28 protein-coding genes and 1 pseudogene are annotated in these 26,811 nt (G+C 37.6%); 8 read left to right on the forward strand and 21 right to left on the reverse strand.

Annotation, left to right across the window (positions count from 1 at the left end):
- Positions 1-13: 13 nt before the first annotated feature.
- From MNY28_RS10555 to MNY28_RS10565, 3 genes are all read left to right on the forward strand, one after another.
- Complete coding sequence (locus MNY28_RS10555) at positions 14-457, forward strand: MOSC domain-containing protein (protein ID WP_151899301.1); 444 nt, start codon at positions 14-16, stop codon at positions 455-457.
- Between the two features lie 91 nt (positions 458-548).
- Positions 549-1,517 (forward strand): DUF302 domain-containing protein, encoded by a 969-nt coding sequence (locus MNY28_RS10560; protein ID WP_151899300.1) that lies wholly within the window; start codon positions 549-551, stop codon positions 1,515-1,517.
- A gap of 22 nt (positions 1,518-1,539) precedes the next feature.
- Complete coding sequence (locus tag MNY28_RS10565) at positions 1,540-2,280, forward strand: DUF4395 domain-containing protein (protein WP_151899299.1); 741 nt, start codon at positions 1,540-1,542, stop codon at positions 2,278-2,280.
- A gap of 3 nt (positions 2,281-2,283) precedes the next feature.
- Here MNY28_RS10565 and aroC read toward each other — a convergent pair whose 3' ends face one another.
- The 8 genes from aroC to MNY28_RS10605 form a co-directional block, all read right to left on the reverse strand.
- Positions 2,284-3,357, reverse strand: coding sequence for a chorismate synthase (gene aroC, locus MNY28_RS10570; RefSeq protein ID WP_346389822.1), 1,074 nt, complete (start codon positions 3,355-3,357; stop codon positions 2,284-2,286).
- Positions 3,354-4,037: a ribonuclease III gene (gene rnc / locus MNY28_RS10575; protein ID WP_151899297.1), complete on the reverse strand. Its 684-nt coding sequence runs from the start codon at positions 4,035-4,037 to the stop codon at positions 3,354-3,356. The genes aroC and rnc overlap by 4 nt, the downstream gene beginning before the upstream one ends.
- A gap of 13 nt (positions 4,038-4,050) precedes the next feature.
- Complete coding sequence (gene rnhA / locus MNY28_RS10580) at positions 4,051-4,485, reverse strand: ribonuclease HI (protein WP_151899296.1); 435 nt, start codon at positions 4,483-4,485, stop codon at positions 4,051-4,053.
- Complete coding sequence (locus tag MNY28_RS10585; protein ID WP_346389823.1) at positions 4,460-5,365, reverse strand: tetratricopeptide repeat protein; 906 nt, start codon at positions 5,363-5,365, stop codon at positions 4,460-4,462. Before MNY28_RS10585 ends, rnhA begins: the two co-directional genes overlap by 26 nt.
- A gap of 137 nt (positions 5,366-5,502) precedes the next feature.
- A complete protein-coding gene (locus tag MNY28_RS10590) occupies positions 5,503-5,973 on the reverse strand; it encodes a hypothetical protein (RefSeq protein ID WP_151899294.1) in 471 nt (156 codons plus the stop codon).
- A gap of 92 nt (positions 5,974-6,065) precedes the next feature.
- Positions 6,066-7,130 carry a YeiH family protein gene (locus MNY28_RS10595; RefSeq protein WP_193150740.1) on the reverse strand — a complete coding sequence of 355 codons (1,065 nt, stop codon included), beginning with the start codon at positions 7,128-7,130 and terminating at the stop codon, positions 6,066-6,068.
- Positions 7,131-7,264: 134 nt separating this feature from the next.
- The gene (gene ccoG, locus MNY28_RS10600; protein ID WP_151899292.1) at positions 7,265-8,710 is read right to left on the reverse strand and encodes a cytochrome c oxidase accessory protein CcoG; all 1,446 of its coding nucleotides are present in this window, start codon (positions 8,708-8,710) and stop codon (positions 7,265-7,267) included.
- A 17-nt stretch (positions 8,711-8,727) separates the two neighbouring features.
- Positions 8,728-9,363 (reverse strand): recombinase family protein, encoded by a 636-nt coding sequence (locus tag MNY28_RS10605; RefSeq protein WP_151899291.1) that lies wholly within the window; start codon positions 9,361-9,363, stop codon positions 8,728-8,730.
- 200 nt (positions 9,364-9,563) lie between these two features.
- Between MNY28_RS10605 and metH the strand changes: the two genes are divergently transcribed.
- The gene (metH, locus tag MNY28_RS10610; RefSeq protein WP_151899290.1) at positions 9,564-13,052 is read left to right on the forward strand and encodes a methionine synthase; all 3,489 of its coding nucleotides are present in this window, start codon (positions 9,564-9,566) and stop codon (positions 13,050-13,052) included.
- Positions 13,053-13,072: 20 nt separating this feature from the next.
- Here metH and MNY28_RS10615 read toward each other — a convergent pair.
- The 10 genes and pseudogenes from MNY28_RS10615 to glmM all read right to left on the reverse strand — a co-directional run.
- Positions 13,073-13,243, reverse strand: a pseudogene (locus MNY28_RS10615) (Fe-Mn family superoxide dismutase); the annotation flags it as partial.
- Between the two features lie 138 nt (positions 13,244-13,381).
- Positions 13,382-14,047, reverse strand: a complete 666-nt coding sequence (locus MNY28_RS10620) for a glucosaminidase domain-containing protein (RefSeq protein ID WP_151899289.1) — start codon at positions 14,045-14,047, stop codon at positions 13,382-13,384.
- A gap of 14 nt (positions 14,048-14,061) precedes the next feature.
- A complete protein-coding gene (locus MNY28_RS10625) occupies positions 14,062-14,313 on the reverse strand; it encodes a hypothetical protein (protein ID WP_151899288.1) in 252 nt (83 codons plus the stop codon).
- 101 nt (positions 14,314-14,414) lie between these two features.
- Positions 14,415-15,923: a YifB family Mg chelatase-like AAA ATPase gene (locus MNY28_RS10630; protein ID WP_151899287.1), complete on the reverse strand. Its 1,509-nt coding sequence runs from the start codon at positions 15,921-15,923 to the stop codon at positions 14,415-14,417.
- 77 nt (positions 15,924-16,000) lie between these two features.
- Positions 16,001-16,525 carry a peptide deformylase gene (gene def, locus MNY28_RS10635; RefSeq protein ID WP_346389824.1) on the reverse strand — a complete coding sequence of 175 codons (525 nt, stop codon included), beginning with the start codon at positions 16,523-16,525 and terminating at the stop codon, positions 16,001-16,003.
- Positions 16,526-16,548: 23 nt separating this feature from the next.
- A complete protein-coding gene (locus tag MNY28_RS10640) occupies positions 16,549-17,586 on the reverse strand; it encodes a GGDEF domain-containing protein (protein WP_151899285.1) in 1,038 nt (345 codons plus the stop codon).
- Positions 17,587-17,595: 9 nt separating this feature from the next.
- Positions 17,596-18,186: an ATP-dependent Clp endopeptidase proteolytic subunit ClpP gene (gene clpP / locus MNY28_RS10645; protein ID WP_151899284.1), complete on the reverse strand. Its 591-nt coding sequence runs from the start codon at positions 18,184-18,186 to the stop codon at positions 17,596-17,598.
- Between the two features lie 3 nt (positions 18,187-18,189).
- Entirely contained in the window at positions 18,190-19,488 is a 1,299-nt protein-coding gene (gene tig, locus MNY28_RS10650) for a trigger factor (RefSeq protein ID WP_346389825.1), read from the reverse strand.
- A gap of 72 nt (positions 19,489-19,560) precedes the next feature.
- Positions 19,561-20,022 (reverse strand): signal peptidase II, encoded by a 462-nt coding sequence (lspA, locus tag MNY28_RS10655; protein ID WP_346389826.1) that lies wholly within the window; start codon positions 20,020-20,022, stop codon positions 19,561-19,563.
- Entirely contained in the window at positions 20,015-21,355 is a 1,341-nt protein-coding gene (gene glmM, locus MNY28_RS10660) for a phosphoglucosamine mutase (protein ID WP_346389827.1), read from the reverse strand. Before glmM ends, lspA begins: the two co-directional genes overlap by 8 nt.
- A 207-nt stretch (positions 21,356-21,562) precedes the next feature.
- On the opposite strand from glmM, the gene rpsT reads away from it, so the two are divergent.
- Both rpsT and prfA read left to right on the forward strand, forming a co-directional pair.
- On the forward strand, positions 21,563-21,823 hold the full coding sequence (gene rpsT / locus MNY28_RS10665; RefSeq protein ID WP_151899280.1) for a 30S ribosomal protein S20: 261 nt from the start codon (positions 21,563-21,565) through the stop codon (positions 21,821-21,823).
- Between the two features lie 12 nt (positions 21,824-21,835).
- Positions 21,836-22,903: a peptide chain release factor 1 gene (gene prfA, locus MNY28_RS10670; protein ID WP_346389828.1), complete on the forward strand. Its 1,068-nt coding sequence runs from the start codon at positions 21,836-21,838 to the stop codon at positions 22,901-22,903.
- Positions 22,904-23,192: 289 nt separating this feature from the next.
- Here the strand turns inward: prfA and dapF are convergent, their stop codons facing one another.
- The 3 genes from dapF to MNY28_RS10685 are packed head-to-tail and all read right to left on the reverse strand — an operon-like array spanning position 23,193 to position 25,095.
- Positions 23,193-23,951, reverse strand: a complete 759-nt coding sequence (gene dapF / locus MNY28_RS10675; RefSeq protein ID WP_151899278.1) for a diaminopimelate epimerase — start codon at positions 23,949-23,951, stop codon at positions 23,193-23,195.
- Positions 23,948-24,544, reverse strand: coding sequence for a dephospho-CoA kinase (gene coaE / locus MNY28_RS10680; protein ID WP_151899277.1), 597 nt, complete (start codon positions 24,542-24,544; stop codon positions 23,948-23,950). The genes dapF and coaE overlap by 4 nt, the downstream gene beginning before the upstream one ends.
- Complete coding sequence (locus tag MNY28_RS10685) at positions 24,544-25,095, reverse strand: spermidine synthase (protein ID WP_346389829.1); 552 nt, start codon at positions 25,093-25,095, stop codon at positions 24,544-24,546. The genes coaE and MNY28_RS10685 overlap by 1 nt, the downstream gene beginning before the upstream one ends.
- A 122-nt stretch (positions 25,096-25,217) precedes the next feature.
- On the opposite strand from MNY28_RS10685, the gene MNY28_RS10690 reads away from it, so the two are divergent.
- Both MNY28_RS10690 and purM read left to right on the forward strand, forming a co-directional pair.
- The gene (locus MNY28_RS10690) at positions 25,218-25,418 is read left to right on the forward strand and encodes a DUF2892 domain-containing protein (protein WP_151899275.1); all 201 of its coding nucleotides are present in this window, start codon (positions 25,218-25,220) and stop codon (positions 25,416-25,418) included.
- Positions 25,418-26,416, forward strand: coding sequence for a phosphoribosylformylglycinamidine cyclo-ligase (gene purM, locus MNY28_RS10695; protein WP_346389830.1), 999 nt, complete (start codon positions 25,418-25,420; stop codon positions 26,414-26,416). Before MNY28_RS10690 ends, purM begins: the two co-directional genes overlap by 1 nt.
- The last annotated feature ends 395 nt before the right edge of the window (positions 26,417-26,811 follow it).

The raw sequence follows: 26,811 nt of genomic DNA on the forward strand, positions 1-26,811 counted from the left end.
TGAGCAAAAACAGATGAAGAAAAACCTGCAGGGTAAAGTTCTGAAATTATTCATCACAAAAAATGATACAGATAAAACAAGAATAAACACCTCTCATATAGATGCCGACGAACACGGAATTCTAAATGACAAATTTTACAATAAAAATGATCAAAGAGCTATTTTAATTACCTCTATCCAAAGCTACAATATGGCATATGATACAAACATAAACCTATCAGACGGAGCACTGGGCGAAAATATTTTAATTGATATCAACCCCTACCATTTAAATACAGGGGAGACCTTTACAATAGGTGATACAACATTGGAAATAACACAAAACTGCACTCTGTGCAAAGGCTTGTCCATCATAAACCCAAAGTTGCCTAAACTGCTAAAAAACGACAGAGGTATATTTGCAAAAATAATAAGTGGTCCTTGCGTAATTAAAGTCGGAGATACAGTAAGTATTTGACTCTATTAATATTATTTATATAACAATAATGATAAAGTTACACTGTATAAATTTAATCCGTATTATGCAATAGAAAACTCAAGGAGACTAAGTGAAAAAGATATACACTCTGATAATGGTTGTTTTAGCAACGCTGTCTATTAACGGCTGTAATGCTACATCTACCGCAACACCTTCCAAACCTGTCCAAACACAGGATGTGCAGGTTTTTACAACACACAATACAAACAAAAAGGTTACTCCCAAAACAATAGAAGCTGCTTTTGATGCCATTGGACTGAGTGTTCCCGGAAACAATGATATGAATAAGCCGTTTAAAACCAGATTTGGTAAAGTGCATTATAAAACTTACAACCTTGCTATGTATATAAACAGTGAACTCACATATAAGATTATCAAGAAATATCCAAAATTTGGTGCATTGACACCTTTAACTATGTCTATCTGGGAAGACAGAGACGGCAATATGAATATAGCAACCTTGACGCTCAACGGAATGTCAAGAGCGACAGGTATCCCGAAAAATGATCCGGATCTAATAGAATATGCTGCTTTGATACAAACAGGACTGAAAAAAGCAATGCCAGACGGACATTTTAAAGACTTAAATTACACTGTAAAATTTCCAAAAAAATCATTTGCAATTGATATGGCCACAGAAGTAAAGACCGACCTGCCAATGGAAGACTATATAGAAGATTTTGAAGCAGAATTTGAAGGTGAATTAGAACCTTTGGGATTTTTGTTTCCAAACTATACTAATCTGCAAGAAGAAATATTTGATGATTACGATTTTCATGAATATGATTTTTTTCATACATATTCCATTTGCAAATTTGATGTAATATACCCTGTTTCAAAACTTCATCCCGAAGCAGGTGCCTGGGCACCGTGTTCTTTTTATCTTTACAAGAAAAAAAATGAATCAAAGATGTATATGGGATTTTTGGGTGTTGAAAACTGGATAAATACACTCGACATACAAGACGAAGAATCTATCCGTCCGTTAAAAGAGGCCCAGGGGATGATTGTCAAAATTTTAAAAGAAATGACAGAATAATTATTACAACTAAAGGTATTTTATGAATTTAAAAAGTTTTTTACTAGACTACGGAGAAAGAGTTCCGGGTTATGATGTAACCGTCATTAACGAGCGTGAGGCAAGAGCTGCTGCTGGCATACTTGGCTTGCTGGGAATGCTTGTAATTTTTATAGGAATAGGATTTGGACATGTCATCGTAGCAAGAGTCTACTTGACATTTTTGTTTATTGACTTTACAGCAAGGATGATTTCTCCCAAATACTCGCCCTCTTTACTGCTGGGAAAACTGGCTGTACAAAATCAAAAACCGGAATATGTAGGCGGTCTCCAAAAACGCTTTGCCTGGACTCTTGGCTGGCTGATATCTTTGCCTATGATGCAATGGTTTGTTCTCAACTGGGATATTACTTTTTACAAAGTACTCATCTGTGTACTGTGCCTTGCATTAATGTTTCTCGAAAGTGCTTTTTCGATATGTGTAGGCTGTATGATTTACAAGTTTATCACAAGAAAAAATCCAACACTCTGCCCGGGCGGAACCTGTGAAATGCGAATAAAAGAACCTATACAGAGATTTAATCCTATACAAAAAGCAGTAGCAGGTATAACAATCATTGCCCTTATCAGCGGTATTTATCTTGCTTTGGCAAAATTAGAACCAAAGACATTTTTCGGTGCGTTTCTTCATGAAGCCGTCTTAACAAAACAACAACTCCAAAAAGAAGAAGAATTAAAGTATCAAAAAGCAATGGAAAAAGAATTTGGAGATGATGATTTTTAAATATTATTTATAATATTTAATGACACCATCCATTTTTGAACCCATATTGAGCAGTATCATATCAGCTATAACCAAAGCGGCCATTGATTCACATACAACAGTACCGCGAATAGCAACACAAGGATCATGCCTGCCTTTGAGTGAAAAATCAACTTCTTCATTTGCTGTTGTAACAGTATGCTGCTCTTTGAAAATAGATGGCGTTGGTTTAAAATAGACATTAAGCACTATATCTTCCCCGTTACTGATACCACCGAGTATTCCACCCGAATGATTGGATTCAAATCCATTTGCACGTATCTGATCATTGTTTTGAGAACCGTGTACCTTGGCACTCAATACACCATCTCCAATCTCAACAGCTTTTACAGCATTAATACCCATCATAGCATCCGCTAAAACAGCGTCTAGTTTATAGTAAAGAGGCTGCCCCAAACCTACGGGTGTGCCTTTGATGACTACACGCGAAACACCGCCGACAGAATCATGCTCCTCTTTTGCTTTAAGTATTGCTGCTTTTTGTGCTTCTTCTTTATTGGCATCAAGTGCATAAATTACACTTTTCTTCGCACCTTCATAATTAAAATCTTCTGCCTGTATGCCTGCAACTTCACTGATACCGCTAAGCACTGTAATACCAAGCTCTTGAAGCATTAGTTTTGCAATAGCCCCTGCTGCTACTCTTGCAGCAGTCTCTCTCGCAGAGCTGCGCCCCCCGCCTCTGTAGTCTCGTATACCATATTTGTGAAAATAGGTAAAATCTGCATGCCCGGGACGAAACACATCTTTTATATTTGTATAGTCTTTGGATTTTTGGTTTGTATTGTATATAACCATTGCAATTGGAGTACCTGTACTTTTTCCCTCAAACACACCGCTTAAGATTTCAACCTTGTCTGCTTCTTTTCTGGCAGTTTCAAATTTACTCTTTCCGGGTTTTCTTCTGTCAAGTTCACTTTGAATATATTCTTCATCAATATTCAAGCCCGCCGGAACACCATCCAAAAGGCAGCCTAATGCTTTTCCGTGAGACTCTCCAAATGTTGAAAATCGTAATTTCATTCCAAAACTGTTCACTTTTTTTCCTTATTTAACATATCTACAGCAACTCTCGCTGCCTCTTGTTGTGCAATTTTTTTACTCTTTCCCTTTGCTCTGGCATACTCTTTATCTTCTATAAATACACCCACTTCAAATTCTTTTTGATGATCAGGACCACGTGATGCCAAAACTTTATACTCCGGCGTTATCCCGAAGCGGGCCTGTGTCAATTCCTGAAGTGTTGTTTTAAAATCACGGAACAAAGAATCCAAAGAGATCTCATCATGATTTTTTTCTATTAAATCAATGGCTATTCTTCGTACTTCTGCCAAACCGGCTTCCAAATATATTGCACCCATTATAGCTTCAAAAGCATTTGAAAGCAGAGAAGATTTTTCGCGTCCGCCATTATTGTCTTCAGCATTTGAAAGCAGTATATAATCACCCAGATTCAAAGCCCGTGCCAGTTTGTCAAAACCTGTTTCATTGACCAGTGATGCTCGAATTTTGGAGAGTTTTCCTTCATCAGATGTCCGAAACTTTTTAAAAAGATACTCTCCGACCACAAGGTCCAATACGGCATCACCCAAAAATTCCAATCGCTCATTATCGTAGGGCTGCTTATAGCTTTTATGTGTCAGCGCTTCGATAATGAGCTTTTTGTCACGAAACTCATATCCTAATTTTTCTTCCAATGTCTTTATATTTTTATGCATAAATACCTTCTCCTCATTGTGTTAAAGCCTCTTTGGCTTTTTGCGCCGCTTCTTTTGCCAATACATCGCATCGCTCATTTTCTTCATGACCGTCATGTCCCCGTACCCATATGGCATGAATCTTATGCGGTTTTGCCACTTCTATGTATTCTTTCCATAAATCAGGGTTCTTTACTTTTTTAAAATCTCTTTTAATCCAGTTTTGCAACCACTCATTGATTCCTTTCACCACATAAGAGGAGTCAGAAATTATATCGACCTCACAAGGCTCCTTTAGAGCACGAAGCCCTTCTATTGCACCTTTGAGTTCCATTCTGTTATTTGTAGTATGGAGTTCCGAGCCCCAAAGCTCTTTTTCACTTTTACCATATCGCAAAATAACACCATAACCTCCAGGACCTGGATTTCCCAAGGCACTGCCGTCACTGAAAAGAGTTATTTTCTTCACTGAATTCCTTAGCGTAATCTTTACTTAAACTGTACTCCACTCTTGCTGTATCTATCGCATGACATGAACTGCAACGGCTGAAAGCAAAAGGATATGTCCCTTTACAGTTATCACACACATACTCAAAACTGAGTGTTGCATTTGATTTTCCCTCAAGTTTTATCAGCACATCAAGCTCAAATATACTGCTGTTGTATGCAAGTTTCACATCACCTCTTGCAGTATAAAGTTCCCGCAGATAGCCATTGTCTGTAATTATATCCAAATTCAAATCTTTTGAATCACATCGCCAGAAGAGTTCTGTCAAAAGTTCGCTTTTAGAGATGTCAATATTTTTCCAGGCAAGTTGCGGATCTACCTGAAAAATATAATCAAATATCAAATAAGCCAGACGATGAGTATTTTTATATATCTCCAACAACTTCTGGACTTTTTCTTCTTTTGTCATATTCGGCGAATCAAGAGCTTCCAAAACATGCAGATATGCACGTTCAAGAATAACATCTTCTTGAAGTTCATCCAACGGCTCTAAAACTTCCAAAGCGGATTTATAATCTTTCATATACTCATACACAAGAAGCAAATAATGCAAAGCTTCCGGTGTACGGGGATTCTTTTTCAGAATTTCTAAAAAAACCTGCTTGGAACGTTCTAAAAATCCTGCTTTAAAATATGTTTTTCCAAGTAAGAACATTGTTTCTCTCGTATTTCTTTTATTTCCGAGTTTTAATATTTCATTATATATCTCTATACTTTTTTCATAATCGCCGTTTTTATAGTATGCACTCGCAAGAAGCAGCCATGATTTTTCTGACAGCCCTCCTTCAGCTATTAAAATTTTCAATTCGTTATGTGATGGTAAGGTACGAAACTGTTCCAAAAATTTACTTATTTGTTTAGAGTCCTCTTTTCTTTTATATCTCCCCCACCAATAAGAAAAAAAAGTAATTATAAATATAATGGTAAAGAAAATAATAATGGAAAAAAGAGGGTCTCGAAACTCTATAAAAAAAGTATTCATGAATTATATACCACCAATCCGTAATCATTTTTCAAATTATAAAATATTGCATCCGAAGATATTTCCAAATCTTTGATTTTCCCTAACTGTACAATGGAATTTTTGTTCACTTTAATTCCATATTCTCTGAAAAATCTTTTTACATTTACAAATTTTACATCTTCGACAAACTTATACTCAAACTCTGTATGAAGTGCCATTTTATCACTTACGAACAAGTGTTCATTTACATGTAACTGATCTGATGCATATTTAATTGGCAAATATCCCGAAAGATCTGTTAGAATATTTTCAACATGTTCATGTTTTTTTGGAAGTGTCTGTTTTTGAATAAAAATATATTTATTATTCAATTTTAACGTTGGAGTGTTTTTCCAATATTTATAGGCAGGATTAGAAATCCCCAGTTTTACATAAACCTCTTTCCAAAGCCAAAAAGAGTTTAATGTATTTGGAATATATGACAAAATTAAACTCCTTGTGAACTAGTATAAATATTATATAATATTTATTTAAATAAGTATATTAAGAAGCTTCATTGCCAAAGCTGCAACAGCTGCTAAAGAGCAGCTGTTACAAACTTAGTCACCACAAAACCGCCTATAACCAGCCATGCAAACATCGCACCGGCAGTATACAGCGGTGCCAAACCAAGCCCTTTGAATTTGGAAAAGATTGTTCCCATACCCAGTGCTGTCATTGCCATCGTTAAAAGAAAAGTATCAATTGTATTGATAGTATCAACAATAGCATGCGGTACCAAATCTAAAGAGTTAAATCCGGCCATACCTATAAAATATACTGCAAACCAAGGGATAACAAGCTGTAATTTACCGCCAGATTTTCCCTCTTTTTTTGCCTGCATAGACAAATAAATTCCCAAAACAATAAGCATTGGTGCAATCATAATAACACGAGTCATTTTAACAATCACTGCAGAGTTTGCCATAATTTCAGGTGCACCTGGAATAGAAGCAGGCACGGCTACAACCTGTGCCACTTCATGAATAGTTCCACCCGTATAGATACCAAACTGTTCCGGAGTCATATGCAAAAATCCTGTTGCCGGCTCAATAATTGATGCATACAAAACAGGATACAAAAACATAGAAATTGTACCAAAGAGCACAACCATTGAAACCGCTACTGCAGTTTTATACCCTTCTGCTTTTAAAACAGGTTCTGTTGCAAGAACTGCTGCAGCACCACAGACAGAGGCACCTGCTGCTGTAAGCATTGATGTGTCTTTATCCATCTTAAACGCTTTTATACCTAAATATGTTCCCAGTAAAAAAGTCGTGGAAAGCATAATCAGTGAAACGGTAAAACCACTGAGCCCCACATCCATAATCTGCTGAAATGTTATACGAAAACCATAAAATACGATTGCAAAACGAAGAATTTTTTTGCCTGAAAACGTAATACCGGTTCCCCAGGCACTCGGAATATGGTTATGTAAAGTATTTGCATAAAAAATACCTAATACTATACCGATAACAAGAGGAGAGATGCCAAGTGATTTGACAAATGCAATTTGCGCTATTGATGTTGCAGCAGCTGCAAAAATTGCAACAAAGATGATACCTGAAACAGTACCTTTTCTATTTTCTTTTGAGAATGCCATAGTTATTACCTTTTATTATAAATTTATAAATAGAGGCGAATTATAGCAAATTTTATGCTGAGGAGAAAACAAATTATTTATTTGCGAAGAATTTGATAGAAATCACACCATGGTGTGATTTCTTATTATTAAATTTATTTTGAGTCTAAAAGGACATTCTCTTTAGGAAAGACGAAAATTGTATGTCTCATTACAGAAATAAGTTTGCTAGGCTTTCCGTCTTTATCCAAAGCATATGCATGAATAGTAATAGGAATAATAGTATCCTTGCGTTTGTCATCAACCAACATCTCTGTTGTTCTAAGTGTTACAATTTTTTTCTTTTTAACACCAGGTACCACTCTGAAAGGTTTTGACGGTTTTACTATTTGAATTTTCCCTTCCATTCCTTTTGGAGGAATAACTTCAAAGAAAAACTTCATTGGTTCATTCTCAGTATTTTGCAATAAAAAGACATAAGAGTTTTCAACTGCAAATTTATTATTTGCAAGATGCTTGACAGAATAAAGTCTTGTCTCTTTATTGATATTTAACAGCATATGCTCTTTTGTCGTACTCATATATCCAAGTGCAAACATAAGACCCACAAGTAAAACCATATATGCTATGATTTTTGGACGGAAATATTTTGTTTTTCCCTTTTTCTCAGCAATCTCATACTCACTTGACCATGTCACGAGTGATGGTTTTCCAAGTTTACCCATAACTGTTGTACAGGCATCAACACATTCCAGACAGTTTATACATTCAAGTTGCAGTCCCTCACGTATATCAATATGAGTAGGACAGACTGTTACACATTTTTCACATGTCGTACATTCGGCATTTGGTTCTGCTGCTTGCAACTCTTTTTGTTTTTCAAATTTTTTATGGTGATGCTCGTCATAGATATGTCCGCCTCTGTTAAAGTCATAAATCGCCATAACTGTGTGTTCATCATAGAGTACTGACTGTACACGGGAATATGGACAGACATAAATACAAAAATTTTCTTTTAAAAATACAATGTCATAAATCAAAAATGCTGCAATCCCTACAACAAAACCAATCATCGTCAAATGCTCTCCAGGATTACTTAAATACTGAAAAAAGGTCTCCGGTGGAACAAAATACCACATAAAATCGGCTCCTGCAATCAATGCAAGCACAGTCCATATCATAACAGCTATCGCTTTTTTTACTTTGTTTTCAGGTTTTGACATATCCGGTTCTTGCTGCTTGTTTCCGATACGTTTTCGTAAATGCAATAATTTTGTTTCAATCAAGTCACGATAAATGACACGAAACACAGTTTGCGGACATACCCATCCACAAAAAACACGACCGCCTAAAACTGTCATACCAAATATAGTAATAAAAAGAAGCATCAATAAAAATGGCATCAAATACAACTCTTGCATATCAAACTGCACAAAAGCAAGGTCCAGTTTCATTTTGTCAAAACTCAATAAAAAGAAGTGGTGTCCATTGACTTTAATCCATGGCAACACCAAAGCTACTATTGTCGCCAACGCATAAACATAATAGCGTTTAATTCTCCAAGGGGTAGGTATCTCTATACTTTTTTTCTTTTCACTCATCTATTTCTCCTATTAAATTAATCTGGACATACTATTGTATTAATAACCTGAGCTTCGGCATCTTCTTGAGTATGCGTCAGCAACGAACCCGAAGCTATCTGTTTTAACTCTCTTGATTCAATGTAATCTTTTAGTGAACTTCTACTGACATTTAAAAGACGTGCCATTTCACTTACACTTTTTTTCTCTCTTATATACTCTATAATCTCATTTAAATAAATATCAAACTTAGAACTGGATCTGCTTCCTTTTGGTCTCCCTATCATTCTTTTAGCATCATTTTTCAATTTTTGCCGGAGTTGATCCATAAGCCCTAAAATCAACATTGCACTGCTCTCTTGTGAAATTATAACAGAGTGTTTTATAATATGCACTTTATATTTATTTTTCAACAAACAACTTACCATTTGAATTAAATCTTCCATATTTGTAGTTAAAACCCAAACATCATATATAAGCAGTATAGCTTCTTCTTTAGATTGAAAATAAGATGTTACATTTATGCGATCTTCCAAACGTTTATTTTGCGATATGTAATCTACAAATTCATCATCAACAACAAGATTATTAGTCGTTGTGTAAGAATTTATATATTTCAACTGTTCATGTGCAGATAAAAAATTTTTATCCGGACGGATATAGGCAATAGTCATTTAACGATTAAACCTCTCTAATAATTGATTTTCATCGTCATTATACACTTATTTGACGATAAAAGTCAATATTTTTTTTTATTATTTCGTCATTTTAGCATTTCTCGAACTTAAAAAGTGAAATTTAGACTGATAATACAGCAAATTTTATATCCAATAATGTTAAAATAATAAAATATTTAAATAAAAAGATTTTATATATGACAACAAAACAATACATCTTGGAAACTATCAAAAAACGCCCGCTTATCATCGATGGGGCAATGGGTACACAACTGCAGCAGCGTGATGATCAAATTCCAAAAGAGGCATGGGAAGGGAATGAGGGATGCAATGAACTCTTAAATGTTACAGCTCCTGAAATTATGAATGATATTTTTCATGCCTATCTGACTGCCGGGGCTGATTTCATCACAACCAATACCTTTGGTTCTTTTTCCTGGGTTTTGGATGAATACAACATCGGCCACCGTGCATATGAACTGACACGTGCCGGAGCCGAACTTGTCAAAAAACAGTGTGAAGCTTTTTCAACACCGGAGCATCCCCGTTTTTGTCTTGGTTCTATCGGACCGGGAACAAAACTTCCTTCTCTCGGACATATCACGTATGATGAAATGTATGCAGGCTATACTGAATTTTGTCTCGCCCTTATCGACGGAGGAGTTGATGTATTTCTCATTGAAACGGCACAGGACCCACTGCAGATAAAGGCTGCTTTGCATGCCATTCAGGAAGCCTGCAGACAAAAAGAGGTCGAAATCCCCATCATGGTTTCTGTGACCATCGAACTCAGCGGAACAATGCTTATAGGAACAGATGCCGAAACCATTGCCACCATTATGGAGCCTTTTGATATTCTCTCTCTTGGTTTCAACTGTGGAACAGGACCTGAGCAGGTACTCAAACATGTCAAAACACTCAGTGAACTCTGGGGCAAACCAATCAGTGTGCATGCCAATGCCGGTCTGCCGCAAAACCGCGGAGGCTATACTTATTATCCGATGGGACCTGATGAATTTGTAGCACAACAGGAGAAATTTTTAGAGTATGACGGCGTAAGCTTTTTAGGCGGATGCTGCGGAACGACACCGCAACATATCCGTGCACTTGTCAACAAGGTCTCGAGTGTTGTTCCAAAACCGCCATCAGGTTCACAACAAAACTCTATCGCGTCACTCTTTAATACCGTACCGCTTATGCAGGAACCCGCACCGCTGCTTGTCGGAGAGCGTTCCAATGCAACCGGTTCAAAAGCTTTTCGCGAACTGCTTTTGGCAGAAGATTATGAAGGAACGCTTTCCGTTGCACAACAGCAGGTCCGTGCAGGCGCACATGTTCTTGATGTCAATGTCGGATTTGCGGGACGTGATGAAACAAAAGATATGACAGAAGTCATGGCAATGTATGCCCAAAAAATTGCCCTGCCGCTTATGCCCGATTCTACCCAGACAAAGGGGCTTGAAACTGCCCTCAAACATATCGGAGGCAAGCCGATTCTCAACTCTGTGAACCTGGAAGACGGTGAACCGAAATTTGATGCAGTTTGCCAGTTGGCAAAAAAATTCGGGGCGAGCCTTGTCTGTCTGACGATTGATGAAAAAGGAATGGCAAAGACTGTTGAAGACAAAATCAGAGTAGCAGAGCGCATTATCGACCTCGCAACAAACCGTCACGGCATCAAAAAAGAAGATCTGGTTTTTGATGTACTCACTTTTACTTTGGGTTCCGGAGATGAAGAGTATTTTGATGCAGGGATTAACACTATTGAAGCAATTCGCCAGCTTCGACAAAAACATCCCGAAGTCGGAGCCATCCTGGGGCTTTCAAATATCTCCTTTGGACTGGACAAAGATGCAAGACCCTATTTGAACTCTATGTTTTTGCATCATTGTGTTGAGGCGGGACTGACTTCTGTTATTATCAATGTAAAGCATATTATTCCCCTGAACAAGATTCCCAAAGAAGATCAGGAAATTTGTGATGATTTGATTTTTAACCGCAAACCAAACGGCGAAGCGCTCTTTACTTTTATAGAACATTTCTCCTCCAAAGAAGCAGTTGACAATGATGCGGTAGATGAAGCCTATCTCAAAATGAGCGATGAAGAGAAGATAGCCAAACTCCTGATGGACGGGGACAAAGACAGAATGATTCCTCTTGTGGAAGAGGCTCGTCACAAAATTGCTCCTGAAAAAATAGTCAATGAGATTCTCATAGATGCCATGAAAGTTGTCGGCGAACTTTTCGGTTCAGGTCAGATGCAGCTCCCTTTTGTGCTCCAATCGGCGGAGACAATGAAAAAAGCGGTTGATCACCTCAAACCCTATCTCCCAAAAATCGAAAAAGAGACAGATACGACACTTATTCTTGGAACCGTCAAAGGAGATGTTCATGATGTCGGCAAAAACCTTGTCGATATCATTCTCTCCAACAACGGCTACAAGGTCATCAATCTTGGTATAAAAGTAGAACTTGACAACTTTCTTGAAACATTGGAAAAATCAAATGCACAGGCTCTCGGTATGAGCGGTCTTTTGGTAAAATCAACACAGGTGATGCTTGAAAACTTAAATATTTTACAGGACAAAGGTATTAAAATTCCGATTCTTTTGGGTGGTGCAGCTCTTACACGTGCCTTTATAGATGATTTTTGCCGACCTGCGTATGACGGCCCTATTTTTTACTGCAAAGATGCTTTTGACGGTGTCACCGCCATGAGCCGCATAGAAGCCGGTAATCTTGATACCAATCTGCATCCTGATGCACCTGAAATAGAGCGTAAAGAAGTCAAAGAGGTTATTATCCCGCCGTTGTCTGAAATAAAAATGCCTTCACGGGATGTGCCCGTACCGACACCGCCGTTTTGGGGCAGACGCGAAATTAAACTTACCTCGCAGCAAATAGAGATGGCTTTTGAATGGATAAACCATAAAATACTTTTCAAATCCCGCTGGGGCTACTCCTCAAAAGGCATGACAAAAGAAGCCTACCAAAAACAGCTTGATGAAGTTGTATGGCCCGCCTATGAAAAACTCAAAAAGCGTTTTATAGACGAAAAACTTTTTGAGCCGACCATACTCTATGGCTACTGGCCATGCAGAAGCGATGATACCTCCCTTTTGATTTTTGATGAAAGCGAAGGCTGGTTCAAAGAAGAAGATATCAACCGCGAACCGCTTGAACACATCATAGGACGTGCCGAAGAAGTTTTTACCTTTCCGCGTCAGAGAAAAAAACCCCACCGCGCACTCAGTGACTTTTTTCATAATGACAGACATGATGTCATTGCCCTAACCTGTGTGAGTGCCGGCAGTAAAATCAGTGATGCGGAGCGCGAAATATATGACAGAGGCGATTATACGGAGTATTACCAGTTTCACGGACTGGGGGTTGAACTTGCTGAAGCCCTTGCCGAAATTGCCCATAAACAAATACGCCTTGATCTCAACATTGCAAAAGATGAAGGAAACACTCTCGCCGATGTACGCATGAACAGATATCAGGGAAGCCGCTACTCTTTTGGCTATGCGGCCTGCCCTGACTTGGAGCTCAACCGTCCTTTGTTTAATCTTTTAAAACCGGAAGAGTTTGGAATTGAACTGAGTGAAACATTTCAAATACACCCCGAGCAGTCAACTTCGGCACTTGTTGTATACCATCCTGAGGCTACATATTACAATGTGTAGCCGACAGGTGTTTTTATAAATCAGGAACCTATTTCTTCTTTCTTCTGCTCTTTATCTGCAAATACTTTTGAAGCATTGTCCCAGTTAATATGTGCCCAAAAAGCATCCAGATATTTTGCTCTTTCATTTTTGTAATCAAGATAATAGGCATGTTCCCAGACATCACATGTAAACAGAGGCGTTTCATGATGTAAAAATCATCTCAACTATTCCACTGCTTAATAAACTACTGCAACCAAAAAACTAAAATTATTTTAAATAGACCTCTATCATTTTACTCTTTGCCATAAAATTTATTCCGTAACCCAGCAGCTCCCAAAAATAATACTTTAGCGGTCATATTTCGTTAAATGATTAAACTTAATCACCTGGTTTAACACCTTTATATAATCCTCTCCCATTTCAGAATACTTATCAAGACCCTGTGTTATTTTATAGGGATCATCATACTCTAAACGCAGTTGACGAAGCCTGTGATATGCCTTTCCTGTTGCAATCATCTCAAAATAGGCACGTATAGCGTCTTCCAGTGTATCAAATTTTCTTAGCCATATCGTCTGTGTACCACCTCTTTTTCTACCTGCGGCAATACGTTTTTCATTTAAATGGGAACTCCACATTCCAAAAACATTGTTTGCCTCTTTGAAAAATCTCGAAGTAGCCCATGAACTTTCCATAGCAGCCTGAGCCAATACAATGCTTACAGGATGCGGTTTCAAACGTGCCAACAAATCCTCATCACTTGTCGCCTTATATTTTTTTTTCAAGAACTCAATCTCTTCTCTGTTTTCTTTATTCGCGATATCTTTTGCAATTCTTTTATATCTTTGCATCAGTTCATTATGTACTTTACGAATAATAGGAACCAGCAACATCAAAAATCTCTTTTTTTTCTCTTTTACAGACAGCTGATGTGTAGCTGCTCTCTTCTTGCTCTTTTTAATAATGAGACGCTCATCACTCAAAACAAGCAGAGATGGGCTTATACACAACATAAAAACAAATTTTATCACTTCTCTTTTTTTCCGAAATATTCATAGTCCATATATTTTATCCGATTTTTAATTTCAAAATACCTGGCAAAAAATTTTATTATGGCATATACACTGGCAATTGCTATAATCAGCACTGTAATATTAGCCGATACCCCCATAATAACTGCCAACTGATAAAAGAAACAGCTTGCAAAGAAAAATGCAGTTATCTGCAAAAATAAAAAAAAGATCGGTAATATTTTTGATTTTTTTCTTCTGTCATGCATATTTCTTTTCTCCTCTTCATTTTAAGCACACTCCATACAATACCAATCCCAACCATTGTAACTGAATGAAAGTAAAAGATATATAAATATCTTTTACTAACCTACCTTCTTCTGTATGAAAGAGCCTCAAGCATATGTTCTTTTTTAATCAAACCCGATTGAGACAAATCTGCTATTGTCCGAGCAACTTTTTGAATTTTTTTTATACTTCGAAATGACAAAGCAAACCTTTCTATGGCAGTCTGAAGTATTGTATTGGATGTATTATCCATCTTGCAAAATCTCTCCATATCTTTATCTGACAGATGTGCATTAAATACTTTTTGTCCACGTTTTTGGCAAAATATATGTGCTTCAATAACCGTTTTGTGCATTTCTTTTGATGAAAAACTTGGACAATCATTGACATTTACATTTTGCATCACCACATTTAAATCTATTCTGTCTAAAAATGGTTCAGAGAGACGGTTTTTGTATTTTTGTATTTCCAGATCACTGCACCTGCACTCTTTGTGTGAATCTAATAAATTTCCGCACGGGCAAGGATTCATAGCACCTACAAACAAAAACTTAGCCGGATATTCTACCTTTGAATTGACTCTTGAAATTCTTATTTTTGCATCCTGCATTGGTTCTCTGAGTGATTCCAAAACAGCTTTTGAAAAATGCGGTAATTCATCAAAAAACAGTATACCGTTGTTTGCAAGCCCTACCTCTCCTATTTTTGCCTTATGACTGCCACCGCCAAAAATACTTGCCGGTGTAGAACTGTGATGTGGATTTTTCAGTGTTCTGTGAGGTTTGAATTCCGGTTCATACCCTTCTAAAACTTCAAGCTTGGCAACATCCAGGATTTCACTCTCTGTCATGGGCGGAAGAATATAACGGAGTCTGTTTGCAATCATACTCTTCCCGCACCCGGGACTGCCTTCAAAAATAATATTATGAAACCCTGCCGCGGCTATTAAAGCCGCTCTTTTGGCAATTTCTTGTCCTTTGACATCGATAAAATCTTCTGTATACTCTTTTGTATAATAATACCTTTGTCCCTCTAACTGATAATACGGATAGCCAATTTCACTTTGTTCTATATTTGGCGTTGCAGTCTCCTGATTTTTCAAAAGACTGACAGCCTCATTGACACTTTTAACTCCGTAAAATGAAACATTTGGAATTTTTGACAGCTTTTGCAGTGATTCGTACGGCACAACAGCTTGCGATATAAGCCCCTGATTTGCCAAAGAAAGAATTAAAGGATAGAGCTGAATATTTTCTTTTACACTTCCGTCCAGCCCCAGTTCACCAAAGACAAACCAGCCGTTCAAGTCTGCATCACTCTCATTCAAAAGTATGAGCAAAGCCATACTCAAATCGAACTGTGAACCCGATTTTGCAAGTTCAGACGGAGCCAGAAGAAAAGTAATTCTCTTGGGAGGAAAAGAAAAATCATTGCTCAGGAGTGCAGATTTTACCCGCTCTTTTGATTCTGTAATAGCAGTCGATGCCATCCCTACTATAGAAAAGGACGGTAGTCCTTTCGTCAAAGTTGATTCCACATCAACGACTTTGGCATCTATTCCCTCATATGTTGCACAGCGAACTTTTTTCATTGAATCAACCTTCTTCTAGTTGCTTCTATCTTAGCTGAATGCTTTACATGTAAGGAATAATATGACAAATTGTCATTTTATTTGTTGTTTTTTTTCTCTTTTTGCATTTTTTTATACTCTTTTTCAAACTTCTTTCGTCTTGCATAGGAGAGTTTGTCTATAAATAAAATACCTTCAAGGTGATCCATCTCATGCTGAATAGCTATAGCCAAAAGCCCATCTGCTTCGAGTGTTTTTGTGTTCCCGTATCTGTCTTGATAATTTATAATAATATTTTCATATCGTTTAATATCTTCATAAAACTGGGGAACACTCAAGCAACCTTCTTGATAGGTTGTTTCTCCGCTTTTATGCGTCATAACCGGATTGATAATTTCAAGCAGGTTTTCAGGAGGCTGCTCTCCATCTTCATCAGGAATATTTAAAATAAGTGCCCGAATCGGATGTCCAACCTGAATCGCTGCAAGGCCTATACCGTTTGTGCTTATCATCAAAGGGTTCATGGCATCGAGCAATTCATGCAAAGAATCATCAAACTCTTTGACTTCGCAAGATTTTTCTCTTAGTTTTTTATCCGGATATTCTACTATAGTTAACTTCATCTCTTAAAAAATTTTCCTGCTTTTTATGATCTCAATGAGACAGCATAATCACTGTTTTTATCTTCATACGCTTTTTGGATACCGTCCATTGCACTGACTACAATCTCTTCAACAGAATTTTCAGGATTTACATCTGTCACACCGATAGAAATTTTTAGATGAATTTCTCTGTCTGCCAAAAAGAAATTAGAGTTTGAAACCAAATCACTTAGTCGCTCACTTGCCTTTTGGGCACTCTCTATATCTGTATGCTTCAGCAGCATTGCAAAGACGCCATTCCCGTAATGTGCCACAATGTCGCTTCGTCTTGAAGTTTTTAAAAGCAGTCTTGCAATTGTTCTGGTCATCAGTAAAACCGCCTTATCATTGTTGACGCTTTTCTTGAGCTCACGAGAAAGTTCTATCATAATAAGAGAACTTTTATGATTAAATTCTTTAATAAGCCCAATTTCCTGCTCAATTTTTGTAAGCAGATAACGTTTGTTATAGACTCCGAATTGATTGTCAAATATTGTCTCATTCTCAACATTTTTAACAATTTTAGCTGTATCATCATAGATTGTTTTCATTTGAGAGCTTTGTGTTTTCAAAATAGAATTCAGTTTGGAAACATCCCCCTCTAAAATACCGATTATATTCACAGCCTCTTTTTCACTAGGTACATTACTGAGCTCTTTTTTTCTTTTTTCTAAAATTTTTATCATTAAAGACATATTTTTGTACAGGTTGGCTGTTACCGTAAGAATATGCTTGATGGAACTAAATCCCTGTTTAAGATTTTGTTCCAAAACAATAGTATTTTCATCATCATTGTTCTCTTCAAGTTCCAAAATAGAGTGTATCTGCTTCCGAAGATTTTCGCTTTTATCTTCCAAAAGTCTGTCAAAATAGAGTGAAAAGTTATTGGGAGTAGGTGGTAAATTGTCTGCAATAAGTGCATTTAAAACCTCTTTTGCATAAATTTCAATATCACTCGAAGAACTCTCTAGATCCAGTTTTTTTATGACAGTTGTCTTTGCATTAGAGTTTTTCTGTACTTTTGATTTTAATCCACCTGCCATATTTTCTCCCTACTCTTTGTCGTTCTTAACTAACACTTCATCAATCATGCCATAATCTTTTGCTTCTGCAGCACTCATAAAGTTGTCACGATCTGTATCTTTTTCAACTGTTTCAATGCTTTGCCCGGTATTTTCTGCCAAAATTGCATTGAGTTCTTTTTTCATGCGAAGAATCTCTTCTGCCTGAATTGCGATATCAGTTGCCTGACCCTGTGCACCGCCTAAAGGCTGGTGTATCATGATTCTGGCATGAGGCAATGCATAGCGTTTGCCTTTTTCACCGCTTGAGAGCAAAAATGCACCCATAGATGCAGCCTGACCGATACAAATCGTAGCAACATGCGGACGAATATAGTTCATCGTATCAAAAATAGCCATCCCCGCAGTCACAACACCGCCGGGAGAGTTAATATAAAAATAGATATCTTTTTCGGGATCTTCTGCTTCAAGAAACAAAAACTGTGCAACAATAGTAGATGCCACAGCATCATTTACCTCTCCGCTGAGCATCACAATTCTGTCTTTTAAAAGACGGGAAAAAATATCATAAGAACGCTCACCGCGTCCTGTTTTTTCCACTACATAAGGAATATAGCTCATGGCTTACGCTTCTGACTTTTCATTCAAGAGAGCAGTTAACACTTTGTCTTCCACCATTGACATTTGAATTGCCGGAAGATACCCTGCCTCTTTATAATGTTCATATGCCTTTTGCGGATCTTGACCCATTTGCATTGCTTCATAGTAGATAGTCTGCATCACTTCCTGCTCTTCTACTTTTATACTCATCTCCTGTGCCAACGCATCTATAATGAATGTCGCTTTTACACTTTTTACTGCATCATCACGAAAGCTTTCACGAAGTTCTTCTAGTTTTTCAGGGTTTTCTTTAAGCTCTTTGATTTCATCTTCACTCATTTGCGATGCTTTTTTGTTGACAGCCATATCAATTTCCTGATCTACGACAAACTCCGGTAAATCAAAATCAATTTTTTCAACCAGCGTCTCTAAAAGTTTCGGTTTTAGCTCATCATTGTAAAGTTTTGCAAGTTTTTCCTGCTCAAGTGCTTTTTTTACTTCTTCTTTAAGTTTTTCCAAAGTTGCATCTTCTTCACCAGGAAGCAGTTTTTTTGCAAGCTCATCATCTATAACAACCTCGTCTTTTACTTTAATACCGTTTACTTTTACTTTAAATTCGGCATCTTTTCCTGCAAGTGTGTCTGAACCGTAGTTTTCAGGAAAAGTCACATTGATTGTAACTTCTTCATCTCTTTTTACGCCAATCAACTGATCTTCAAATCCTGGGATAAACTGTCCCGAACCGAGTTTAAGCTCAAAATTCTCTGCAGCACCACCTTCAAAAGCTTTTCCGTCTATAAAACCTTCAAAGTCAATAACAGCAGTATCACCCTCTTTCATTTTGCGGTTACGCTTGATGTCAACCAAAGGCGCTTGATTTTCAGCGATTTCCTTAATTCTCTCTTCAACCTCTTCATCTGTCACTTCAGGTTTTTCAAAATCAGGAACAAAAGATTTTACATTCTCTAAATTTATTTCAGGACGCATAGCTATTTTTACGGCTACCTCTATTTTATCATCACTTTTCTCAAATTTAGAAATAGTCGGCTCACCAATCAAAGATGCACTGTCAATGTTTAACTCTGTCAAGCCTTTTGCAAGAACTTCACGAAGTGCTTCTGCTTCAGCATCTTCAACAAGTTTTTCACCATATTGCTTTTTGATAATAGCAACAGGAACTTTCCCTTTACGGAAACCTTGAACATTCGCAGTTTTAGAGAGTTGTTTCGCAATTTTTTCTATCTTTTCATTCACCTCATCTCTTGAGATTGTTGCTTCAATTTGAGCATTTGCACCATTAATTTTGTTTGCTTTGATTTCCATCAATTTCCTTTTATCTGTATTGTATACACCATTATTTTGGACAATCATACCAAAAATGTGCTTTTTTTGCGATTAATTTTTGCATAAATTTGGTTTGAAATTTAAAATAAGCAGCCATAAAACGGCAAAATCTATCATCACATCTGCAAAATTAAAAACAGCAAAATCAAATCCGCAATGCCAGTAGACCATATCTACAACGCCCTCATGAACAAACCTGTCATAAATATTGGAAAACGCCCCTCCAAGAAGTATTCCCACCGGTAAAGCGTAACATAGCTTTTTGAGGTACAGTACATATACCAAAACACCACTTACAAGCAAAAGCTGAATATACTTTAAATACTCATTCAAAAATGCAAACATTGAAAAAGCCACACCCTTGTTGTAAACAAGTATCAGATCTATACACTCTGTATAATAACGAAAACCCTCAACAAAGAGACTTTTAATATTTTGATCGATGATAAATACACCTGCGATACTAAAGAGCAATATCGCCAAGAGGCGTAACATTTTATTACTGTTATTCATTGAGCGCTTTTTTAAAGAATTCTACGATTTCATTCATTTTTTCATTCATGATATCAGCTTCTTTACACTCCAAAAGAACACGCAGTTTGTTTTCTGTCCCTGAGTAGCGGATCAAATGCCGTATTCCTTTCTTCTCTAAAGCATGCAACTTTTCATCCAGAGAAGCAATTTCACTTAAAGGCTTTTTTCTCTTTACATGTAAGTTCACAAGTTTTTGCGGATATAAAGGAAATGGTCGTAAAAGCTCTGAAGCTTTTTTCTTTTTATCATTCAATAAGGCAAGTAGCTGAAGTGTTGCTACAAGTCCATCTCCGGTTTTTGCAAAATCACTAAATATAATATGCCCACTTTGTTCCCCGCCAAAGTTAATGTCCTGCTTTTTCATAATTGCCAAAACATGTTTGTCTCCGACATCTGATCGAAAAAGTTTCAAACCATTTTCTGACATGTAATCTTCAAGCCCCTGATTACTCATGACAGTCGTTACGATTCCTCCGCCTTTGAGCTTGTTTTGCTTATGTAGGTAAACGCCAAGTGCACCCAGAAGATGGTCACCATCTACTGCTTCTCCGGTTTCATCTACAACAACAAGTCTGTCAGCATCACCGTCAAGTGCTATTCCCAGATCGGCTCTATATCTGACAACACTCTTGCATAAATCTTTTGTATGCAAAGCACCGCAGTCTTCGTTAATGTTGAAACCGTTTGGTTTGTCATGCAGTACAATCACTTCGGCACCAAGTTCTTCCAAAACAGTCGGGCCTACTTTATAAGCTGCACCGTTTGCCGTGTCAAGCACTATACGCATTCCCTGCAGTGTCATATGCACAGGAAAAGAGTTCTTAAGCTGTACTATATATCGCCCTATCACATCATCAATACGTTTTGCTTTTCCTATTGCCTTGCCTGTAACCTGGGAGTTATTAAGAAGTGCATCGTTAAAATATATATTTTCTATCTCTTTTTCTGTCTCACTGGAAAATTTATCCCCGTGGGCGTTAAAAAACTTAATCCCGTTATCTTCATAAGAATTATGTGAAGCAGAAATCATAATCCCCGCATCACAGCGCATATTTTCTGTAATGTATGCTATGGCCGGTGTAGGCATAGGACCAACCTGAATGACATCATACCCAATAGCCGTCAATCCGCTTACAATAGCATTCTCTATCATGTAGCCGCTTCTGCGTGTATCTTTTCCTACAAGTATTTTATTTGTAACTGCCGACGATTTCAAATAAATCCCCGCAGCCATAGCAACCTTCATAGCAACCGGAGCACTTAAAAAAGAACCTGCCTCGCCTCGTACGCCGTCTGTGCCAAATAATTTCATATTCACTCCACTCAAAATATTCGATTTGCCGGTTTACTTGCAAGATTTAAAAAAAGAGACTCAGACCAAAAGGAGCATTCGCTCTCTTTTTTTGAAGCTTGAAAGTAAACATTCAGGACAATTTCAAGTATTTTACCACCCTTTAACTTAATTTTAATTATTTTTAAGGTAATATTTCGCACTTAAATTCCAAAAAGGACTCATTAAATGGCAAATCACAAGTCATCAATTAAGAGAATTCGCCAGACACTCGTTCGTACCGAACGTAATCGTTTCTATAGAACTCGTCTTAAAAATATCGTAAAAGCAGTTAGTTCAGCAGTTGAAGCTGGTAACAAAGAAGAAGCACAGGCAGCATTTAAAGTTGCAAACCAGCAAATTCACAAATTTGTAAGCAAAGGTATCTTGAAAAAAGAGACTGCTGCAAGAAAAGTAAGCCGTCTACACAAATCTGTAAACGCAATATAAGGCTAGCAACAAATGTTAGCAGATAAACTTACACCGTTTATCAACCGCTATAACGAACTTAGCGAATTGCTAAGTTCACCTGACATCACCTCTGACATCAAACGGATGACAGAACTTTCCAAAGAACAGTCTTCCCTTTTACCGATCGTTGAAAAGACAAAAGAGTACAAAGCACTTTTAGAAGAAATCAGTGACTCAAAAGAGATGCTCTCAGACCCGGAAATGGGTGATATGGCAAAAGAAGAGCTTAAAGAACTTGAACCTCAGGTTTCCGTTTTGGAAGAAGAGATAAAAATGCTCCTTCTTCCAAAAGATCCCAATGATGACAGAAATATCATTGTAGAGCTTCGTGCCGGTGCCGGTGGAGATGAAGCGGCAATCTTTGTCGGAGACCTGTTTGATGCCTATACACGCTATGCAGATTTAAAAGGCTGGAAAATAGAACTTTTAAGCAGTTCTCCTTCAGATGCAGGCGGATACAAAGAGGTTATAGCACTTATAAAAGGGGAACAGGTTTACAGCAGGTTGAAATACGAAGGCGGTACACACAGGGTGCAACGCGTGCCTCAGACAGAAAGTCAGGGCCGGGTACACACCTCTGCAATCACAGTTGCAGTTATGCCTGAGGTTGATGATGTTGAAATTGAAATTAACGAAAATGATTTAAAAATAGATGTGATGCGCTCATCAGGTTGTGGAGGACAGTCTGTCAACACTACCGACTCGGCTGTTCGCATTACTCACCTGCCTACAGGTCTGGTTGTCACTAATCAGGATCAGAAATCACAGCATAAAAACAGAGAAAAAGCGATGAAAGTCTTAAAAGCAAGACTTTATGACTTACAAATGCAAGAAGCGCAAGCCGAAGATGCTGCACAACGTGCCGCACAGGTAGGTACCGGTGACAGAAGCGGAAGAATCAGAACATATAACTATCCGCAGAACCGTATCAGTGATCACAGAATCAACTTGACACTTTACAGACTCAATGAAATTATGAGCGGCGGACTGCTTGATGAAATCATCGAGCCGCTTATTGCAGACCATCAGGCAAAAATCGTAGAGGCAGCAGGGCTCTAAAGGGCTTTGCTTTAACTTCGTTAACAAAGCTTGCAAATAGCTTTACAAGCTTACATGTAAAGCCGATGCAGGTACCGAAACCCAGAATTCAATGCTTATTCCGTTAAGTTTCATCGACTTTTTCAGAACCCAAACTTCAGTCTGGGCTGAAAGTGGCAGAAAAGTTGCAGCAGTCGGCACTGAAGTACCGATTCCTAAAAATGTACAGGTTAGGCTCAACGCTCCCTCGGAACCCGTACGTTCTATGCTAAAGCCTCAAGCTTATAAGCTTTACATGTAACCTAGCAATCTAAACTTCCCACTCTGTTTCAAAAGTTTTTTTCACACGCCCCTTAAAAGTAATCGTTTTTTCATTTACACCCAAATAGAGTGTATCGCCACTTGTCGGATAAACCTCAATATTGTTTTTGACTTTGCCCTCTTTGTAAGCTCTGTAAAAGCAGGCAGCCATTCCTGTCCCACAGGCCAATGTTTCATCTTCCACACCGCGTTCATAAGTACGGACTCTCAAATTGCCGCTTTCTACATGCATAATATTGACATTTGCATTATAAACATAGCGAAGTTCTCTTGCCTCTTCTGTGTCAAAATCTTCTATAGAGTCGGTATATCGTACCAAATGCGGCACACCTGTATTTATCAGCCACCAAGAGTGTCCGCCAAATTCTATACCGGTTTCAAGAATCTCAGGAGCTGTCAGTTCGCTTGTCACCATAGCATTTTTGGGAGTATTTTCTTCGACTTCTGCGCCAATAACACCGGCTCCTGTCATAAACTGCATTTTTGCAGGTGCAAGGTTATGATTGTACGCATAATGGGCACATGCCCGACTGCCATTTCCGCACATATCCGCATGACTTCCGTCAGAATTATAAAACTCCCATTCAAAATCATACTTTTCATGAGGCACGATGACTATCAGTCCGTCTGCTCCGATGCCCTCTTGACGATGGCATAAGACTTTTGCAAGCTCGTTGCGCTCTTGTTTTTTATCATCATGAAATATTACAAAATCATTTCCGTTTGCACTGTATTTGCTTATTTTCATTTTTTGTATATCTCCTTTATCTTCTCTACAAATTGCTCTACCTCATTTTGCAGATGTTTGAGATTTTTTGAATTGTCTATAATCCATGTCGCTTTGTTTTTTTTCTTATCAATCGGCATTTGTGAAGCAATTCGCTTCAAAGACTCCTCTTCTGAGTAACCGTTACGTTTCATAAAACGCTCAAGTTGAATATCTTCGGGAGTATAGACTACAACACTCTCTTTTATATCATAATTGGAATTTTCAAAAAAAAGCGGGATATCTATAAGATAGGGGAATTGAAATTTATCCTGCTTTTCACTGCGTTTTTCTATTTCAGCCTGTATTTTAGGATGCAGATACGCTTCAAGTGTTTTTTTCGCGGCAGGATGAGAAAAAATATAACTTCCTAACTTTGTTCTGTCTACTTTTGTACCGTTTACATACTTACTTCCAAAAGTTTCTATCACCCATTCTACAGAGTCATCGAGAATTTCATGTGAAATCGTATCTGCATCAATAACCCGCATTCCGTTCAGTGCCAACAGTGAGGCTACTGTACTTTTTCCAGTAGCAATGCCGCCTGTCAGTGCAATAGCATACTCATAAGCCATTAGTTTTTAATAATGCCCAGATACTCTTTTCTCACATTGTTTCCGGTAGCAAAAGCAGCAGGGTGAATATCACAGTTGTAATATTCTAAACCGTCAAGAAGATCTGTTCTTTGTAAAATTATATCTGCTGTTGGATGATACTCTTTTGATGCCAAAAGAGCTGTTTTTCCATTACCTAGGTTATATGGCATAATGATTTTTGCATATTTGCCTAAAATTTGCATAATTCTTTTGTTTTCAGGTACATCATCCAAAGAAGGGTGCGCTGTTACCAAAAGTCCCTCTTCGTTTAACACACGATTAAAATGCGCTAAAACTGCAGCATCTGTCTCAAGTTCTGAGATCACTACATCATATTTGTCATCGGCAACCTCACGAAGCAAATTTATATCTGCTGAAATTACATCGCAATTGATATCATCATATTTATATTTTTGTATCTCTTGCACAAAGCCTGCCGAGTTTGAACTGATGATTAAAACATTTTTAGGTTCTTTATGTGTACACAATGGTACATGTACCATCATTTCGTTATATATAAAATCTTTCATTCTTAAATTCCTGTTATGGGCTTTGCCCGTAGATTAATTAAAAGCGATTTTAGCATATTTGGATTAATTTTACTTAATATCGCTATAATTACATAATATTTATAAAAACTTAAAGGTATAAAATGGATTATAACAAAATTAGAAAGTTTTGCAGAGTGTTTCGCATTGCACTTGGTCTTGCTCTCATTATTGCAGGCTTAATCACAGGCATAGTATGGTTCTATCTTGGACTTATTCCTCTCATTGCGGGCTTGACTAACTTCTGTCCACTTTGTATCATTTCAAAAAAATGTGATTTACCACAAGATTCGGAGTCAAAATAATGAGTCAAATTTCGTATAAAGACGCGGGTGTAGATATAGATGCAGGAAACAGTTTTGTAGAAAATATAAAACCTCTTGTCAAAAGTACAAAAGTTCCCGGAGTCCTTGGAGGCATCGGCTCATTTGCCGGTGCCTTTGAATTGCCAAAAGGTTTTAAAGAGCCTGTCATGCTTGCGGCAACCGACGGTGTCGGCACAAAACTCAAACTTGCCATTGACAGCGGTATTCACAATACTGTAGGTATTGATTTGGTTGCAATGTGTGTTAATGATTTAATCTGTAACTTTGGAACTCCGAGTTTCTTTCTTGATTACTATGCAACCGGAAAACTCGATGTAAATGTAGCAACCAATGTCGTTGCAGGCATAGCAGAGGGATGTATCCGCAGTGAATGTGCACTTATTGGAGGAGAAACAGCTGAAATGCCGGGAATGTACTCCGAAGATGACTATGACCTTGCCGGTTTTGCAGTCGGTGTTGCAGAAAAATCTGAAATGGACAGAGTAAGCTTGGTTCGTGCAGGACACAAACTTATAGCACTTCCAAGTTCCGGACTGCATTCAAACGGTTTTTCTCTTGCAAGAAAAGTGCTCTTTGAAAAAATGAAACTCAACTTTGATGACGACTTTCATGGTAAACCGCTGATAGAAACTCTCTTGGAGCCGACAAATATCTATGTCAAAACATTCAAAGCACTTAAAAACGAGATAGTAGCTATGGCACACATCACAGGTGGCGGCATTGTAGAAAACCTTCCACGTGTACTGCCTGAAAACTTAATGGCAGAAGTAAAAGAAGATGCTATTAGGGTTCTTCCTATCTTTGAACTTATGAGCGAGCATGTAGCTCGTGATGAGATGTTTAGAGCATTTAATATGGGTGTCGGAATGATACTTGTCGTTGAAGAAGCAAATGTTGAGAAAGTCTTGGCATCTGCACAAGGATCTTACCTGATCGGGGAGATAAAAGAGGGCAAACGCGAAGCTAAGCTTGTATAGCTTTTTTTATTAAAATTAGATATGGTATATATCAATGAAACTCTACATCCTTCGGAATCGGCACATAAGTGCCGACTGCTGCAACTTTTTTCTGTCACTTTTCAGTCCATACTAAAATATAAATTCCGAGAAGTCGTTGAGTTTTTAATGGAATTAAAGTTATATATTGGGTAGTAATCTCAAAAAATTCCTGACTTCCGCGATAAGGCACACATTTTCAATTTTCAAAAATATCAAGGATTTGCTTCTGAATCGGTGATGGATTTATAGGTACTAATTCATCATCAATTTTTAAAGCTGTAATATGTTCAATAATTTTTCTTAGTAATTTCTGCGAGAACTTAAATCTGACATCATGCAACTTTAATCTTCTTTCAAACTCTTTGTAAACTGCA

This window comes from Sulfurimonas sp. NWX367, from assembly GCF_039667065.1.
In the GTDB taxonomy this organism is placed as follows: Bacteria; Campylobacterota; Campylobacteria; order Campylobacterales; family Sulfurimonadaceae; genus Sulfurimonas; species Sulfurimonas hydrogeniphila.